General features: G+C 55.8%; 15 protein-coding genes. 8 read left to right on the forward strand and 7 right to left on the reverse strand.

Annotation, left to right across the window (positions count from 1 at the left end; translation table 11 throughout):
• The first annotated feature begins 96 nt into the window (after nucleotides 1-96).
• From ACTJJA_RS16290 to ACTJJA_RS16305, 4 genes are all read left to right on the forward strand, one after another.
• Nucleotides 97-501: a hypothetical protein gene (locus tag ACTJJA_RS16290; RefSeq protein WP_348553269.1), complete on the forward strand. Its 405-nt coding sequence runs from the start codon at nucleotides 97-99 to the stop codon at nucleotides 499-501.
• Nucleotides 482-940, forward strand: coding sequence for a cytoplasmic protein (locus ACTJJA_RS16295; protein WP_440668673.1), 459 nt, complete (start codon nucleotides 482-484; stop codon nucleotides 938-940). The genes ACTJJA_RS16290 and ACTJJA_RS16295 overlap by 20 nt, the downstream gene beginning before the upstream one ends.
• Before the next feature lie 120 nt (nucleotides 941-1,060).
• On the forward strand, nucleotides 1,061-1,495 hold the full coding sequence (locus tag ACTJJA_RS16300; protein ID WP_440668674.1) for a polymorphic toxin type 44 domain-containing protein: 435 nt from the start codon (nucleotides 1,061-1,063) through the stop codon (nucleotides 1,493-1,495).
• Entirely contained in the window at nucleotides 1,473-1,892 is a 420-nt protein-coding gene (locus ACTJJA_RS16305; protein WP_028014415.1) for a hypothetical protein, read from the forward strand. The genes ACTJJA_RS16300 and ACTJJA_RS16305 overlap by 23 nt, the downstream gene beginning before the upstream one ends.
• 86 nt (nucleotides 1,893-1,978) lie before the next feature.
• On the opposite strand, the gene exbD is transcribed toward ACTJJA_RS16305, so the two are convergent.
• A complete protein-coding gene (exbD, locus tag ACTJJA_RS16310) occupies nucleotides 1,979-2,404 on the reverse strand; it encodes a TonB system transport protein ExbD (protein WP_010435590.1) in 426 nt (141 codons plus the stop codon).
• Between the two features lie 4 nt (nucleotides 2,405-2,408).
• The gene (gene exbB / locus ACTJJA_RS16315; protein ID WP_100166417.1) at nucleotides 2,409-3,140 is read right to left on the reverse strand and encodes a tol-pal system-associated acyl-CoA thioesterase; all 732 of its coding nucleotides are present in this window, start codon (nucleotides 3,138-3,140) and stop codon (nucleotides 2,409-2,411) included.
• Between the two features lie 253 nt (nucleotides 3,141-3,393).
• Between exbB and metC the strand changes: the two genes are divergently transcribed.
• Both metC and yghB read left to right on the forward strand, forming a co-directional pair.
• Entirely contained in the window at nucleotides 3,394-4,581 is a 1,188-nt protein-coding gene (metC, locus tag ACTJJA_RS16320) for a cystathionine beta-lyase (protein ID WP_440668675.1), read from the forward strand.
• A 142-nt stretch (nucleotides 4,582-4,723) separates the two neighbouring features.
• On the forward strand, nucleotides 4,724-5,383 hold the full coding sequence (gene yghB, locus ACTJJA_RS16325; protein WP_089599576.1) for a DedA family general envelope maintenance protein YghB: 660 nt from the start codon (nucleotides 4,724-4,726) through the stop codon (nucleotides 5,381-5,383).
• A gap of 45 nt (nucleotides 5,384-5,428) precedes the next feature.
• Here yghB and ACTJJA_RS16330 read toward each other — a convergent pair whose 3' ends face one another.
• Complete coding sequence (locus tag ACTJJA_RS16330; protein ID WP_010435596.1) at nucleotides 5,429-6,328, reverse strand: AraC family transcriptional regulator; 900 nt, start codon at nucleotides 6,326-6,328, stop codon at nucleotides 5,429-5,431.
• Nucleotides 6,329-6,523: 195 nt separating this feature from the next.
• On the opposite strand from ACTJJA_RS16330, the gene yqhD reads away from it, so the two are divergent.
• Together yqhD and dkgA are read left to right on the forward strand one after the other, a co-directional pair.
• Complete coding sequence (gene yqhD, locus ACTJJA_RS16335) at nucleotides 6,524-7,687, forward strand: alcohol dehydrogenase (protein ID WP_440668676.1); 1,164 nt, start codon at nucleotides 6,524-6,526, stop codon at nucleotides 7,685-7,687.
• Between the two features lie 105 nt (nucleotides 7,688-7,792).
• Nucleotides 7,793-8,620 (forward strand): 2,5-didehydrogluconate reductase DkgA, encoded by an 828-nt coding sequence (gene dkgA, locus ACTJJA_RS16340; RefSeq protein WP_440668677.1) that lies wholly within the window; start codon nucleotides 7,793-7,795, stop codon nucleotides 8,618-8,620.
• A gap of 97 nt (nucleotides 8,621-8,717) precedes the next feature.
• On the opposite strand, the gene ACTJJA_RS16345 is transcribed toward dkgA, so the two are convergent.
• From ACTJJA_RS16345 to parC, 4 genes are all read right to left on the reverse strand, one after another.
• The gene (locus ACTJJA_RS16345) at nucleotides 8,718-10,892 is read right to left on the reverse strand and encodes a YgiQ family radical SAM protein (RefSeq protein ID WP_440668678.1); all 2,175 of its coding nucleotides are present in this window, start codon (nucleotides 10,890-10,892) and stop codon (nucleotides 8,718-8,720) included.
• Nucleotides 10,893-11,043: 151 nt separating this feature from the next.
• The gene (gene ftsP / locus ACTJJA_RS16350) at nucleotides 11,044-12,456 is read right to left on the reverse strand and encodes a cell division protein FtsP (RefSeq protein ID WP_440668679.1); all 1,413 of its coding nucleotides are present in this window, start codon (nucleotides 12,454-12,456) and stop codon (nucleotides 11,044-11,046) included.
• Nucleotides 12,457-12,515: 59 nt separating this feature from the next.
• Complete coding sequence (plsC, locus tag ACTJJA_RS16355; protein WP_440668680.1) at nucleotides 12,516-13,253, reverse strand: 1-acylglycerol-3-phosphate O-acyltransferase; 738 nt, start codon at nucleotides 13,251-13,253, stop codon at nucleotides 12,516-12,518.
• A 165-nt stretch (nucleotides 13,254-13,418) separates the two neighbouring features.
• Nucleotides 13,419-15,677 carry a DNA topoisomerase IV subunit A gene (parC, locus tag ACTJJA_RS16360; protein ID WP_440668681.1) on the reverse strand — a complete coding sequence of 753 codons (2,259 nt, stop codon included), beginning with the start codon at nucleotides 15,675-15,677 and terminating at the stop codon, nucleotides 13,419-13,421.
• Between the last annotated feature and the right edge of the window lie 87 nt (nucleotides 15,678-15,764).

The raw sequence follows: 15,764 nt of genomic DNA on the forward strand, positions 1-15,764 counted from the left end.
TCCATTTTTTTTGATTTTAAAATTGCCTCATGTTATTGTCAACGAATCTCACGCCTTTACCAACCCCACCCTGTTGAAATTAAAGGAAATTAAAAAATGCTGCCCGACAGTCTTGTCCCGGCTAAGTACCACATTACGCCTGTGGAACAGCAACCGACGAAAGAAGAAAAAGAGGCTAATTTTACTCAGGGAAAAAGAAAGCTCTCCGATTTCGAGTCTGACATATTAATTGGTGTTTCCCGAACGGGCAAATCCCGTAATATGGTGCTGGAAGAGCACGACCGCCATATTAAAGACCGTTTATTTCGCGCTGTGAAAATTGAAGCCTTGGCGCACCTGCTGAATGACCTGCAAGCCGAAGGTGAAATAGATGCCCAGCAGCTCAGTCAAATAATGGCTGAAAAGACCAAAGAAATAAACGAAATGGGTAATGAAATTTGGCTTAATTTAATTACTCGAGAAAAAAACGCCCCGATTTTTTATGACTTCGGGGAAGATTAACGTGAAACCAGTTAATGATAATAATGTCTATTTGACTTTAGATGATAAAAAAAGCGATGAATTTATCTTAAAGCAAAATCTCGAAGCATTAAAAAAGAGTAAAAATGAAGAGATGACGCGTATTACCCAGGATCTGGTATCGATCCCGGCCACGCTCGTGCGCCTGAAATGGCAGAACCGCCGCGAAATATACCCGTTACAGGTGAAAGAAGAGATCTACGGTGCAGTGATGAATGCCATCATCGAGCAGCGCCCGGAGCTGAAAGAGAAGCTTCTGGGACGTCTGGAGGCTAATTATCAGTATCTGCTGGCGAGAGAGACCGCGACGCTGCGCCTGACCCGTAAACTGTCTGAGGGGGATTATCGCACCTCAAACGTCACCCACGTCGCGCTTGATGAAGACGCGCTGGCAACCCGCCCCCCCGAAACTAAAAGCTAAATACTCTTTTCCTCTTCCTGTTCGCAGAAAATCACAACTCCTGCGCGCTTGTTGTAATACGATTGCGCGCAGAAAAAATCACCGACTTAAATGATGTGTATCAATGTTCAAGGATTGATCATGGGTAAATATCCCCAAAAATCAAACTGCAAGGATGCAATTATGGCTGTACTGCCTCTCATGCCGACCAGAGGAACGAGCATTGTTTTAGACAACATGCGCGAAGCCAGCACGCATAGCGTGGGACGTAATATGGCGCTACCGCAAACCTATTACTGGTTTTATCAACAGGTCAGAAATCATGGTCCGTGGGATTACAAACAACAGCGCCGTGACCTGGCTAATTTTGGTAATTTTAATTATGGTGCTACCGGGTTTGCAGCGGGTATACCAGAAAAAATGCTTTATATGGGCGCAGGTTTCGCGCAAAGCAGGGCTGGAACATCAAACCCACAGTGGGGAGCATGGTACGGTGAACTACCTTATGTGGATGACCCGCACGACCAGTTTTGGATTAAACAAGGAATTGATTATGCCAGGCAGCACGGTTATTAAATGGTTGCATCGCGCGCTGACTGTCGCACTACTCGTTTTTGTGGTATTTCAGTATTACGCCAGCCAGCCGCCAGATGATGAACTTTATTCAGAACAACAAATTACATCTGATATGTATTTATACATCACTAAGTACAAGGGCGGAGGAGCGACGGTTTCAGACGTGTACCGCTATTATCTTGACGCTAAGCATCAGGTAAACCCGCTTAACCATCTGAAAAAGAGGACACCGTTTATGGTTGCTGATACCGGCAGCGCCAGAATCACTGGGTACGGTTCGCACGTCAACGCAACCATTACCGGACGTATTTATTCGTTTACTAATTCAGATCTCTTTTACGCCGGTAATGTGGCTATCATGCCCGTTATCAACCTCAACGCGACCGGAACACGTTGAGAGGAAACCATATACGCTATTACTCGTTAGATTGACCGTGCTCCCTCACACACAATGACAAAAGCTGGCTTTCGCCAGCTTCCTTATCACTTCGCGGCCGCTTTCTCTTCGCCGACCAGACCAATCTTCAGGTACCCCGCCTGATGCAGCGTGTCCATCACCCTCATCATGGTTTCATAGTCGACGGTCTTATCTGCACGGAAGAAGACGGTGGTGTCTTTCTTGCCGCCGGTAAGCTGATCCAACGCCGGAATGACTGACGCATCCGTGACCGGGTCGTTACCCAGGAACATGGATTTATCTGCTTTCACCGACAGATAGATAGGCTTTTCCGGGCGCGGCTGCGGCTGGCTGGATGAGGCCGGGAGATTCACCTTCACGTCGACCGTCGCCAGGGGTGCAGCCACCATAAAGATAATCAGCAGAACCAGCATGACGTCGATAAACGGCGTCACGTTGATCTCATGCATTTCACCGTTATCGTCCAGATTTTCGTTTAGACGCATTGCCATACGATCAACCTACGCGCAGTTTAGAGGCCGCATGCACCGGTTTAACGGAGCTGGCGTTGAGGTCCAGGTCACGGCTTTGCAGCAGCAGAACCTGTGCAGCAACGTCACCGAGCGTGGCTTTGTAGCTGCCAATCATACGCGCGAAGATGTTATAGATTACGACCGCAGGGATCGCGGCAACCAGACCAATGGCCGTTGCCAGCAGTGCTTCTGCGATGCCTGGTGCAACCACCGCCAGGTTAGTCGTTTGAGTCTGGGCGATGCCGATAAAGCTGTTCATGATGCCCCAGACGGTACCGAACAGGCCGACGAACGGAGAAATCGCCCCGATGGTCGCCAGGTAACCATTACCGCGGCCCATATGACGACCGACGGCAGCTACGCGGCGTTCCAGACGGAAGCCAGTACGTTCTTTAATGCCTTCGTTATCTTCACTGCCTGCGGAGAGTTCCAGCTCGTTCTGTGCTTCATTAACTAACATGCTGGTCAGGCTTTTCGCATGGAAGGATGAGGTCATATCAGAAGCCTGATCCAGAGAGCGGGCTTCGGCCAGCTGCTGCTGTTCGCGCTTAAGGCGGCGCTTCTGAGAAAGCAGCTCGGCGCTCTTGCTGAAGAAAATAGCCCAGGTGACAACGGACGCCAGAATCAGGCCGATCATCACAATCTTAACCACGATGTCAGCATGTTGATACATGCCCCAAACGGAGAGATCCGTCTGCATCAAATTATTACCCACTCTGTATCTCCAGGACGCAAATCACAAAATCTGAGCGTAATAATATCAAAACGTCGTCGAATTGATAGTAGTTCTCATTAGTATTTACATAGTGCCGTAATTTTCGCTCACATTCCTTGCGCTTACGCAGTAAAAATTTCTAATGCGTATTTTTCATAATATTTTCTGCTTATTCGATAAGCATCCGGGTGCACATTTTTACAATCGTGGTAGTCTGGACGTCCAGACGTATAAAAAAACAGGGTTAGCGAACATGACAAAGAAGCATCTTGATACCACGCTGGTGCAGGCAGGACGCAGCAAAAAATACACCCAGGGATCGGTAAACAGCGTGATTCAACGCGCTTCCTCGCTGGTGTTTAATACGGTTGAGGAGAAAAAAATCGCCACGCGCAACCGCGCGAAAGGCGGGCTGTTTTATGGTCGTCGCGGCACGCTAACCCATTTTTCTCTGCAGGAAGCCATGTGCGAGCTGGAAGGCGGCGTGGGCTGTGCACTGTTCCCCTGCGGCGCGGCGGCGGTTGCCAACACCATTCTGGCGTTTGTGGAACAGGGCGATCATATCCTGATGACCAACACCGCCTACGAGCCAAGCCAGGATTTCTGCACCAAAATCCTCAGCAAGCTCGGGGTGACCACCGGCTGGTTTGATCCGCTGATCGGGGAAGGCATTGCCGAACTTATTCAGCCAAACACGCGCATTGTGTTCCTGGAATCTCCCGGCTCAATCACCATGGAAGTGCACGACGTGCCTGCCATCGTGAAGGCCGTGCGCAGCAAAGCGCCGGATGCGATTATCATGATCGACAACACCTGGGCGGCAGGCGTGCTGTTTAAGGCGCTGGAATTCGATATTGATATCTCGATTCAGGCGGCGACCAAATACCTGATTGGACACTCGGACGGCATGATTGGCACGGCGGTGTCCAACGCGCGCTGCTGGGATCAGCTGCGTGAAAACGCCTATCTGATGGGGCAAATGGTGGACGCAGACACGGCCTACATGACCAGCCGGGGCATCCGCACGCTGGGGGTTCGTCTGCGTCAGCACCATGAAAGCAGCCTGAGAGTTGCCGAGTGGCTGGCGCAGCATCCGCAGGTGGAGCGCGTGAATCACCCTGCGCTGCCGGGCAGTAAAGGTCACGAATTCTGGCAACGTGACTTTACGGGCAGCAGCGGCCTGTTCTCCTTCGTGCTGAAAAAGCGGCTGAACAACGACGAGCTGGCAAGCTATCTGGATAATTTTACCCTCTTCAGCATGGCCTACTCCTGGGGCGGCTTTGAATCTCTGATCCTGCCTAACCAGCCGGAACAAATTGCGGCCCTGCGCCCCGGCGGCGAAGTGGACTTCAGCGGCACGCTGATTCGATTGCATATTGGTTTAGAAAATGTGGACGATTTAATTGCGGATTTGTCAGCAGGGTTTGAACGTATCGTGTAGAGTGCAGGCTGAAAATGTACTCCTGGACGTTTTTGTGAACACTGCAAGCAGAAAAGTCTGCATGAGTTGCGTCCGCGATCAACCCCAGCGGGCCAATTCGGGAGTACAATAGCGTTATATCTGCTGTTCCACAGGAAAGTCCATGGCTGTTATTCAAGATATTATTGCGGCGCTCTGGCAACACGATTTTGCCGCGCTGGCGGATCCGCACGTCGTGGGGATTGTTTACTTCGTGATGTTCGCGACGCTGTTTCTGGAAAATGGATTACTGCCCGCCTCGTTTCTCCCCGGTGACAGCCTGCTTCTGCTCGCAGGCGCGTTAATCGGCAAGGGAGTGATGGACTTCACGCCGACGATGGTGATCCTCACGTCAGCCGCCAGCCTGGGCTGCTGGCTGAGCTATTTACAGGGCCGCTGGCTTGGGAATACGCGCGTCGTAAAAGGCTGGCTGGCGCAGTTGCCGCATAAATATCATCAGCGCGCGACCTGCATGTTTGACCGGCACGGCCTGCTGGCGCTGCTGGCCGGGCGTTTCCTGGCATTTGTTCGCACGCTTCTGCCCACCATGGCGGGCATTTCCGGCCTGTCGAACCGCCGTTTCCAGTTCTTCAACTGGCTGAGCGCCCTGCTGTGGGTTGGTGTAGTCACCACACTCGGCTACGCGCTGAATATGATCCCGTTTGTGAAACAGCATGAAGACCAGGTGATGACCTTCCTGATGGTGCTGCCGATGTTCCTGCTGGTGGCAGGGCTGGTAGGGACGATTGCGGTGGTGATTAAGAAAAAGTACTGCAGTGCATAAACAAAAGCCGGGTGGCGCTATCGCTTACCCGGCCTACGTTTCCCGTCAGGCTCCCTGCATCGTTCGGATGCGCGACGCATCTTCTCCCGGCGTGACGCCGAAATAGCGCTTAAACTCCCGACTGAACTGCGACGCGCTTTCATAGCCGACGCGCATTGCCGCCGCGCTGGCCTTCATGCCGTCGTGGATCATCAGCATCCGCGCCTTGTGCAAACGGTAGGTTTTGAGGTACTGCAGCGGCGAGGTGCTGGTCACCGATTTGAAGTTATGGTGAAACGCCGAGACGCTCATGTTCGCTTCCGCCGCCAGCTGGTCGACGCTGAGGTTTTCCGTGTACTGACTTTCGATACGCTTGAGCACGCGGCTGATCAGGCTGAAGTGGGTCTGTCGGCTCACCAGCGCCAGTAACGCACCGCCTCCCGGTCCCAGCAGCACATGGTAAATAATTTCACGGATAATCTGCTTGCCGAGAATACGCGCGTCCAGCGGCCTTTCCATCACGTCCAGCAGACGTTCAATGGCGCAGAGGATCTCCTCCGACAGCGTCGCTGAGTTAATCCCGCTTGCCGCCATCGAAGGCTGGAAAAACTCGTCTTCACCAATCTCCATCAGCAGCTCCTGCAGCTGAAGAATATCGACGTTGACGCGAATACCGGCCAGCGGAACCGCCTCTGTCGCGAAGGTTTCACATTCGAAGGGTAAAGGTACTGTCAGAAGCAGGTATTCATTGGTGTCGTAGCGGAACACGCGCTCGTTGATATAGCCAATTTTATGGCCCGAGAAGAGAAAAACGATGCCCGGCTGGTACATCACCGGCGTGCGCGTCCCGGGCTGCGTGCCGTAGAGCAGGCGAATGTCAGGAAGCAGGTTACTGACACCCTTTTCGTTATCTATCAGTCTTTTAATCTGCGTAGTGAGCTGATGGCAGATCGCTTCACGGTTCATATTACGTTACTCCGGGTACGGTTTCCGACGCTGACAGTGTGCGTCGTTTTCCGCGCTTTCTCCAGCGCTCTGTAGAAATGGGCAAGACATCGGCAGGAATGTGCATTGAGAGGATAGCCCCGGGCGGCCACAATGTGCAGCATCAGGTAGCCCTCTGCGCCACCACGGTTTTTCACCCACTAAAGGGAACGAGCAATGAACAACTTTAATCTTCACACCCCAACCCGCATTCTGTTTGGTAAAGACGCCATCGCCGACCTGCGCGCGCAAATCCCCGCTGACGCCCGCGTGCTGATCACCTACGGTGGCGGCAGCGTGAAAAAAACCGGCGTGCTGGATCAGGTTTACAGCGCCCTGGACGGACTGGACGTGCGTGAGTTCGGCGGCATTGAGCCAAACCCCTCTTACGAAACGCTGATGAACGCGGTGAAAATCGCCCGCGAAGACAACATCACCTTCCTGCTGGCGGTCGGCGGCGGCTCCGTGCTGGACGGCACCAAATTCATCGCGGCGGCAGCGCACTACGCTGACGGCATCGATCCGTGGCACATTCTGGAAACCCGCGGCAGCGACATTAAAAGCGCCATCCCGATGGGCTCCGTGCTGACCCTGCCAGCGACCGGCTCTGAATCCAACAAGGGCGCGGTGATCTCCCGTAAAACGACCGGTGACAAACAGGCCTTTATGAACGAACACGTTCAGCCTGTGTTTGCCATTCTGGACCCGGTGTATACCTACACCCTGCCTGCGCGTCAGGTGGCTAACGGCGTGGTCGATGCCTTTGTACATACCGTTGAGCAGTACGTCACGTATCCGGTCGATGCCAAAATCCAGGATCGCTTCGCGGAAGGCATTCTGCTGACGCTCGTCGAAGACGGCCCGAAAGCGCTGAAAGAACCGGAAAACTACGACGTGCGCGCCAACGTGATGTGGGCGGCAACCCAGGCGCTGAACGGCCTGATCGGTGCTGGCGTGCCGCAGGACTGGGCGACCCACATGCTGGGCCACGAGCTGACGGCTATGCACGGTCTGGATCATGCCCAGACGCTGGCCGTCGTTCTGCCTGCCCTGTGGAACGAAAAACGCGGTACCAAGCGTGCCAAACTGCTGCAGTACGCCGAGCGCGTGTGGAACATCACCGAAGGTTCTGACGATGCGCGTATTGATGCCGCCATCGAAGCGACCCGCAGCTTCTTTGAAGGTCTGGGCGTGCCAACGCGTCTGTCCGGCTACGGCCTGGACGGCAGCTCCATCCCTGCTCTGCTGGCAAAACTTGAAGAACACGGCATGACCCAACTGGGCGAGCACGGCGACATTACGCTGGACGTCAGCCGTCGCATTTACGAAGCGGCGCGCTAAGCGTTTTTGCCCTCCCGACTTTCGTTTTTTGACATTTCGTCCAGACTTAATGCACACCCCATCGTCGGAGTCCCCCTCCGACGATGCGCACCTGAAGGAGGAAAAATGGCAAACCAAACCGTAATCAAGCTGCAGGACGGCAACGTGATGCCCCAGTTGGGGCTAGGTGTATGGAAAGCCGGTAACGACGAGGTCGTCTCCGCCATTCATAAAGCCCTGGAAGTCGGCTATCGGTCGATTGATACCGCCGCCGCGTACAAAAACGAGGACGGCGTGGGGACCGCACTGGCCAGCGCCGGCGTCCCCCGCGATGAGTTATTCATCACCACCAAACTGTGGAACGACGATCAAAAACGCCCCCGCGAAGCCCTGGAGGAGAGCCTGGAAAAGCTCCAGCTCGATTTCGTCGATCTCTGGCTGATGCACTGGCCGGTTCCGGCTATCGATCACTATGTTGATGCCTGGAAAGGGATGATTGACCTGCAAAAAGAGGGGCTGGTGAAAAGCATCGGCGTCTGTAACTTCCAGGTGCATCACCTGCAGCGTCTGATTGATGAAACCGGCGTTGCGCCTGTCATCAACCAGATTGAGCTGCACCCGCTGCTGCAACAGCGCCAGCTTCATGCCTGGAACGCCACGCATAAGATCCAGACCGAATCCTGGAGCCCGCTGGCGCAGGGCGGCGAAGGGGTGTTCGATCAGAAAATTATCCGTGAGCTGGCGGATAAATACGGCAAGACGCCGGCGCAGATTGTCATTCGCTGGCATCTGGATAATGGACTGGTGGTGATCCCGAAATCGGTCACGCCGTCGCGCATCGCCGAGAACTTCGACGTCTGGGATTTCCGGCTGGATAAAGATGAGCTGGGTGAGATTGCGAAGCTGGATAAAGGTAAACGTTTAGGCCCGGATCCGGATCAGTTTGGCGGTTAAGTGCGTAAAAAAGCCGGGTGGCGGCTTCGCCTTACCCGGCCTACGCGCTGACCTGTAGGCCCGGTAAGCGCCAGCGCCACCGGGCATTGTTACAGGTTTAACCGGTCTTACGTTTTACGTTCTTCTTCGTTCCCGCAACACCGTTCGAACGCTGATGCACAATCGGCGTGTGCTTGGTCAGCGCCGGGCGCGTATTGCGGTTCTGGCGACGTGCTTCGCGCATTTCATCCAGCGTCGGGGCCGGTACCAGGCAGTCGCGGCGCGAGCCGATCAGGTGTTTTTTACCCATATCTTCCAGCGCCTGACGGATCAGCGGCCAGTTTTTCGGATCGTGGTAACGCAGCAGCGCTTTATGCAGACGACGCTGTTTATCCCCTTTCGGCACCACCACCTCTTCACTCTTATAGCCAATCTTACTCAGCGGGTTCTTGCCGGTGTAATACATTGTCGTCGAGTTCGCGAGCGGCGACGGGTAGAAGTTCTGCACCTGATCCAGACGGAAGCGACGCTGCTTCAGCCACAGCGCCAGGTTCACCATGTCTTCATCGCGCGTGCCCGGGTGGGCAGAGATGAAGTACGGGATCAGATACTGCTCTTTACCCGCCTGCTTCGAATAGGTGTCGAACAGCTCTTTAAAGCGATCGTAGCTGCCCATGCCCGGCTTCATCATTTTCGACAGCGGGCCTTCTTCGGTGTGCTCCGGGGCAATCTTCAGATAGCCGCCGACGTGGTGCGTCGCCAGCTCTTTGATGTAGCGCGGATCTTCCACGGCGATGTCGTAACGTACGCCGGAGGCGATCAGGATCTTCTTGATGCCCTTCAGGTCACGCGCGCGGCGGTAGAGGTTGATCGTCGGCTCGTGGTTGGTGTCCATGTGCTCGCAAATGCTCGGATAGACGCAGGAGAGGCGACGGCAGGTTTGCTCCGCACGCGGCGACTTGCAGCGCAGCATATACATGTTTGCGGTTGGGCCACCGAGATCGGAGATCACGCCGGTAAAGCCCGGCACCGAGTCGCGAATGGCTTCGATCTCATTGATGATCGAATCTTCAGAGCGGCTCTGGATAATACGGCCTTCGTGTTCGGTAATGGAGCAGAAGGAACAGCCGCCGAAGCAGCCGCGCATGATGTTGATCGAGAAGCGGATCATCTCATACGCCGGGATACGGGCGTTGCCGTACGCCGGGTGCGGCACGCGCTTGTACGGCAGCGCAAAGACGCTGTCCATCTCTTCGGTGGAAAGCGGGATCGCCGGTGGGTTGATCCAGATAAAGCGCTCGCCGTGCTTCTGCATCAACGCGCGGGCACAGCCCGGGTTGGTTTCATGGTGCAGAATACGGGACGCGTGCGCGTAGAGCACCTTGTCGGCTTTCACCTTCTCGTAGGACGGCAGCAGCACGTAGGTCTTTTCCCACGGTTTCGGGCGCGGCGGCTGCACAACGATTGCCTTCGCTTCCGCTTTTTTCGGCTCAACCGGTTTGTTATCGGCACACGGCAGATCTTCGCCGTACGGGTGCGGGATCGGGTCGATTTTGCCCGGCATATCAATGATACGGGAATCCATCCCGCTCCAGCCCGGCAGCGCCTCTTTCACCATGATCGCGGTATTGCGCACGTCGCGGATGCTGCTCACCGGCTCACCCTGGGACAGACGGTGCGCCACTTCCACCAGCGGACGCTCGCCGTTACCATAAATCAGCATGTCGGCTTTGGAATCCACCAGCACCGAGCGGCGAACGGTATCTGACCAGTAGTCGTAATGCGCGGTACGGCGCAGGCTCGCCTCGATGCCGCCCAGGATCACCGGGACGTCTTTCCAGGCTTCTTTACAGCGCTGGGTATAGACCAGGGTAGCGCGGTCCGGGCGTTTGCCCGCCACGTTATCCGGCGTGTAGGCATCGTCATGGCGCAGCTTACGGTCGGCGGTGTAGCGGTTGATCATCGAGTCCATGTTGCCTGCGGTCACGCCGAAGAACAGGTTCGGTTTCCCCAGACGCATAAAGTCGTCTTTGCTGTTCCAGTCAGGCTGGGAGATGATCCCCACGCGGAAGCCCTGCGCTTCGAGCATACGGCCACAAATCGCCATACCAAAGCTCGGGTGGTCAACGTAGGCATCGCCCGTGACCAGAATGATGTCGCAGCTATCCCAGCCCAGTTGGTCCATCTCTTCCCGGGACATCGGCAGGAACGGCGCCGGTCCAAAGCAGGCCGCCCAGTACTGGGGCCAGGAGAAGAGGTCACGATCCGGCTGGATCAGGGAAATTGCGCTCATAATGCTTCCGAAGAAAAAATAGACAAAAGGGCGGGGATTATACGCTGGATCAATGTGGGAAATGAAGGGGTATTTATTGCCCGGTGGCGCTACGCTTACCGGGCCTACGGGCCTGTAGGTCGGGTAAGGCGAAGCCGCCACCCGACTCGTTTCACGGTGCCGGATTGATCAGCATCTGCCCCACAGACCCCCTGTCCATCATCTCCAGCGTCTGGCTATGGAACAGGAACGGGAAGTGCGGCCAGGAAGGCTGACCATAGTAGACGAGCAGTTCAACCTGACCATCCACCCAGACGGTGTCTTTCCAGCCGCGATCTTCCGGGAACGGCATTGCGCCATTGACGTTGCGGATCAGGAATGACACCCCTTCAATATGGAACGACTGCGGCATATCCGAACGAACCGTCCAGCGCTCCCAGGTGCCCTGCTGCGCGGTAATGTCGATACGGTTCACATCCCACAGCGCGCCGTTGATGCCCGGATCGTCGCCCAGGCTGATATCACGGCTGCGCACCGGCGAGCCGCTCATGATCTCCTGCGGCAGCAGGCGCATTGGCAGGCTATCGGTCACCAGCGGCAGCAGACCGGTTGGGCGCAGGGTTAATACCAGCGTAGAGACCAGAATGCTCGACGGCTCAAAGAACCCGCGAATGCGGTCAACAATGCTCGCCGCTTCACCACAGGTGACGGAGACTTCATCCCCGTTAGTCATATCCACCAGGATTTCACGACGTTCACCCGGCGAGAGCGCCAGCTGTTTAACGGAAACCGGTGCGGGTAAAAAACCCTGATCGCCTGAGATCACGTGCAGCGCGCGGCCGTCGCTCATCTGCAGCTGATAGCGGCGCGAGTTGGAGGCGTTCAGCAGACGCAGGCGCACCCAGCCACGCGAGACTTCAACAAAGGGGCTTTGCGCGCCGTTAACCAGCAGCGTATCGCCAACAAAACCACCGCTGCCCGGCTCGCTGTATTCCGGCGTGCCGAAGTTATCAAGGCGCTTATCCTGAATAATGACCGGGAAATCATCCACGCCGTAGTGATTTGGGATCGGCAGCGATTTACTCACCTCATCCTCAATCAGCCACATACCGGCCAGGCCGTTGTAGACCTGCTGGGCGGTGCGGTTCGGCGTATTGGCGTGGTACCACAGCGTGGTCGCGCTCTGGCGGATAGGGAGGACGGGCGCCCAGTCGGCGTTTGGCGACATCATGCGCGCCGCGCCGCCGATCAGCGGCCCCGGCACCTGCAGTCCGCTGACGGTCATCGCGACATTTTCAGTCGTCCGGTTACTGTATATCAGCTTAACGTCATCGCCGTTCCACACGCGAATGGTTGGGCCAAGGTAACGCCCATTGATTCCCCATATCTGCGCGCGCGTTCCCTGAGTAAAGGACCAGTGGCTACGCTGTAGCGTGAGGAAAAGCGGCTGCCCGCGACGGGATTCAATCAACGGTGGAATAGGCAGCGGCTGTTGCTGCCCGGCGGCGTTGGCTGTCCGCGGTATCGCACCTGCACAAAGGGCGATCCCCGAAGCCTGAATAAACTGACGCCGACTGAATGACATATAAGCTCCATCTGAAACGACTAACAACGCGGGAATTCGTTTTCCCTTATAACGCCGGATTAAATCTTACCGGCGGCTTCTCTCTCTGCGACTTCTTTGTCGAGCAACGCAATATGCTGAGCCATCAGCTCACGGCAATGATCGGCCAGTTCGCGCACCTGATCTTTGCCATATTTACTGGTATCCACCGGCGGCAGCATTTCGACAATGACCAACCCGTTATTCAGGCGGTTAAGATTAATCTTATTAGAAGTATTGGAAACACACACAGGAATAATTGGAACACCTGCCGCAATTGCGGCATGAAACGCACCGGTTTTAAACGGCAGCAGGCCACGACCGCGGCTACGCGTCCCTTCCGGGAACATCCAGATTGAGATTTTGCGTTTCTTAAAGTGATTCACCACTTCCGCAATAGTGCCATGCGCTTTGGCTCGATTATTACGGTCAATCAACAAGTTACCCGTGAGCCAATAGAGCTGACCGAAAAACGGGATCCACAACAGACTCTTTTTCCCCACCGTCACGGTTGGCGGCAGTACGATGTTTGCGGCGGTCACCATATCGTAGTTGTTCTGATGGTTAGCGATATAGATGGCGTTGCCGAACTGCTCCGCGCCTTCCGGCAGGCGTTTTTCCACCTTCAGACCAAACAGCGGCGCAAGGCGGCCAAACATATGGCCAAAGGTGGCGACATGCTTAGGATTACGCGGACTGAACAGGCAGTAGATGCAGCCGAAAACACAGACCAGAATGCAGTAGATAACGGTAAGAATGAGACGAACAATGTATAGCATAGCGACCTCTGAAGCCCTGACAGCTGACAATTATACTTCACCTGTGGCCAGGTAAGGACTTTATTACGAGCGCGTATTGTTAATCGCAACGCACGAATTAACAACGATTTTACGGGAAATTTTCGTGAAATGCCCCCCTCCGGAACGGAGGGGGGAGGCGTTACGTTACTCTTCGCTGTCGCCCGCGGTGCTGCGCGCAGGAGAGTCAATCTCCACGCGGTCGATACGCTGCAGGCCACGCATCAGCGAGCCGCGACGACCGCGCTCGCCAACAACCTTCTGCAGCTCTTCCGGACGCAGTTTGATTTTACGCTTGCCGACATGAATAGTCAGCGTGCTCTGCGGCGGCAGAAGGAAGAGATGCGCCAGGCCATCTTCGCCTTTCGCCGCTTCCGCCGACGGGATGTTGATGATCTTGTTGCCCTTGCCTTTTGACAGCTCCGGCAAATCGCTGACCGGGAACATCAGCATACGGCCGGCAGAGGTGATCGCCAGCAGCATGTCGCTCTCGTTCTCAATCACCAGCGGCGTCATCACGTGGGCGTTGTCCGGCAGGCTAATCAGCGCTTTACCGGCGCGGTTACGCGACACGAGATCGTTAAAGGTACAGATAAAGCCGTAGCCCGCATCGGAGGCCATCAGCAGTTTTTGGTCATCCGCTTCCATCAGCATATGGTCAACCGTCGCGCCCGGCGGCAGCGTTAGCTTGCCGGTGAGCGGTTCACCCTGCCCGCGCGCGGAAGGCAGCGTGATCGGATCGATAGCGTAGCTGCGACCAGTGGAATCGATAAACGCCACCGGCTGGTTGCTCTTGCCTTTCACCGCCGCTTTGAAGCTGTCGCCCGCTTTATAGCTCAGGCCCGGCGCGTCGATATCGTGGCCTTTGGCGCTACGCACCCAGCCGCTCTGCGACAGCACAATGGTCACCGGCTCGGACGGCTGCATGTCGTGTTCGTTCATCGCCTTCGCTTCTTCGCGCTCGTGCAGCGGAGAACGACGGTCGTCGCCAAAGGCTTCAGCATCCGCCTGCAGCTCTTTCTTCAGCAGGGTATTCATCTTGCGCTCGGACGCCAGAATCGCCTGCAGCTGATCGCGCTCTTTTTCCAGCTCGTTCTGCTCGCCGCGGATCTTCATCTCTTCCAGTTTGGCGAGATGACGCAGCTTCAGTTCGAGGATGGCTTCGGCCTGGGTTTCGCTGATGCCAAAGCGCGACATCAGCGCGGGCTTCGGCTCGTCCTCGGTACGGATGATCTCAATCACTTCGTCAATATTGAGGAACGCCACCAGCAAACCTTCGAGGATATGCAGGCGCTTAAGCACTTTTTCCAGACGGTGGTTCAGACGACGGCGCACCGTATCGCGGCGGAACGTCAGCCATTCGGTGAGGATCTCCAGCAGGTTTTTCACCGCCGGGCGACCGTCAAGGCCAATCATGTTCAGGTTGATGCGGTAGCTTTTTTCCAGATCGGTGGTGGCGAACAGGTGGTTCATCACCTGTTCCATGTCCACGCGGTTCGAGCGCGGGACGATCACCAGACGGGTCGGGTTTTCGTGATCCGATTCGTCGCGCAGGTCGTCCACCATCGGCAGCTTTTTATTGCGCATCTGGGAGGCGATCTGCTCCAGCACTTTGGCCCCGGAGACCTGATGCGGCAGCGCGGTGATCACCACAGCGCCATCTTCTTTATTCCACACCGCGCGCATGCGTACGGAGCCGCGACCGTTCTGGTAGATTTTGCGGATTTCCGCGCGCGAAGTGATGATCTCGGCTTCGGTCGGGTAATCCGGCCCCTGCACGATATCCAGCAGCTCGTCCAGCGAGGTTTTCGGCTGCTCAATCAGGGTGATGGCGGCTTTCGCCACTTCGCGCAGGTTGTGCGGCGGAATGTCCGTCGCCATACCGACCGCGATACCGGTGGTGCCGTTCAGCAGGATGTTCGGCAGACGCGCAGGCAGCATTTTCGGCTCCTGCATCGTACCGTCGAAGTTTGGCACCCAGTCAACGGTTCCCTGACCCAGCTCGCCCAGCAGTACTTCGGCGTATTTAGACAGGCGGGATTCGGTATAACGCATCGCCGCGAAGGATTTAGGATCGTCCGGCGCACCCCAGTTCCCCTGCCCGTCCACCAGCGGGTAGCGGTAAGAGAACGGCTGCGCCATCAGCACCATCGCTTCATAACAGGCGCTGTCACCGTGCGGATGGTATTTACCCAGTACGTCACCGACGGTACGGGCGGATTTCTTGAACTTGGCGGTGGCGTTCAGCCCCAGCTCGGACATCGCATAGACGATGCGGCGCTGAACGGGCTTCAGGCCATCCCCGATAAACGGCAACGCCCTGTCCATGATGACGTACATGGAGTAGTTCAGGTAGGCGTTTTCCGTGAATTCATGTAGCGCGAGGCGCTCTGCCATATCGCTCATTACGTGTGATTCCTCAACTCAGAAACCGAAGGGTTTCAGGCAATATTGCCGCAGATACTACCTCATCTGACGAATTGAGTCACAAAG

Origin of the sequence: Enterobacter sp. 22452, assembly GCF_052045065.1 — a bacterium.
In the GTDB taxonomy this organism is placed as follows: domain Bacteria; phylum Pseudomonadota; class Gammaproteobacteria; order Enterobacterales; family Enterobacteriaceae; genus Enterobacter; species Enterobacter mori.